Annotated in this window: 1 protein-coding gene; it reads right to left on the bottom strand. The window is 62.3% G+C overall.

What is annotated here, in order from left to right; genetic code table 11:
• Window positions 1-202 precede the first annotated feature (202 nt).
• Window positions 203-1,099 (bottom strand): peptidoglycan DD-metalloendopeptidase family protein, encoded by an 897-nt coding sequence (locus F8N12_RS27535; protein WP_150583002.1) that lies wholly within the window; start codon window positions 1,097-1,099, stop codon window positions 203-205.
• Window positions 1,100-1,228 lie beyond the last annotated feature (129 nt).

The raw sequence follows: 1,228 nt of genomic DNA, 5'->3' as shown, positions 1-1,228 counted from the left end.
GCAAGCCCCCTCGCCACAGACAAGCCCCCTCGCCACAGGCAAGCCCCCTCGCCACAGACAAGCCCCCTTGCCACAGGCAAGCCCCCTCGCCACAGACAAGCCCCCTCGCCACAGGCAAGCCCCCTTGCCACAGGCAAGCCCCTTCGCCACAGGCAAGCCTCCTTGCACAGCAAGCCGCCTCACCACAGGTATCCGCTTGGCCTTATTGTTTGCCCAGCGCGAAGTTGGGCAGACTGCCCATCGGTTGAGCGAACTGATAGGGGATCGATACCAGGCCAAGGCCGGTATTGCGCTGCACCACGAAATGCAGGTGCGGGCCGCTGCTGTTGCCGGTGTTGCCTGACAGCGCCAAGGCACTGCCCACTGACACTCGCTGCCCCTCCCTAACGCTCACCGACCCCCGTTGCAGGTGCAGGTAGACGCCCATCGTCCCATCATCGTGCAGTACTCGCACGAAATTGCCCGACGGGTCAGTGCCGCGGCCGGTCTGTTTATTCTCGGTTTTCACTACGATGCCACCGCGCGCCGCGATGATCGGCGTGCCTTCGGGCATGGCGATGTCCATGGCGAAGCGGTTTTTCGGGCCGTAGTGGCTGTACTGGCCATTGGCGCCCTGACTCAGGCGAAACGGTCCGCCACGCCACGGCAGCGGGTATCGGTAGGCCATGGCGGCGCCTGAGGGGTCACCCAGGGAATATTCGAACTTCGGGACATACACGAGCGGTCGACCGGACTGTTTGGGCGTGAGCAGCGCCAGACGGATCCTGCTACGCGCGGGCATGACCCGCCGAATCGGTCGGCTCGGCGCGCCGCTGACGTTTTTCAGACCCGAGAAACTCAATTCGATCTCGACCGGCGCGTACAGGTCGTTGCGCACGAACACGCTGTCCGTGCCCTTCTGTTTCTGGATGTCGAGGTACACCTGCCGCTCCAGGTTTTCGTCCATGCGATCACGGAAGACGAACACTTTGGAGCCTTTCGTGGGACGGTCGCTGTAGGAGACCACGCCATTGGCATCTTTGGACTTGTAGATGGTCATCGCCACGGCCGACGTGCAGGCCACGAACAGACCACAGAACAACAACAGGCGCGCGAGCATGGGCAGGTATCTGTCGAGTGAGACTTGGGTTGGAGCCTAGCAGGTGCGAGGGGGCTGGGGGGTAGGTAGTTTCAAAATGGGCAGTTCAACAGATGCGTGGTGAATTTAATGACCCCATCGCGAGCAAGC

Origin of the sequence: Pseudomonas fluorescens, assembly GCF_902497625.1 — a bacterium.
GTDB lineage: Bacteria > Pseudomonadota > Gammaproteobacteria > Pseudomonadales > Pseudomonadaceae > Aquipseudomonas > Aquipseudomonas fluorescens_BQ.
Note: the sequence above shows the minus strand (reverse complement) of the source record. Positions and strands in the feature narration are given on the sequence as shown.

Bases quoted from the DNA above. Each gene is read 5' to 3' on its own strand.
- F8N12_RS27535 (WP_150583002.1), bottom strand. From the start codon at position 1,099: ATGCTCGCGCGCCTGTTGTTGTTCTGTGGTCTGTTCGTGGCCTGCACG.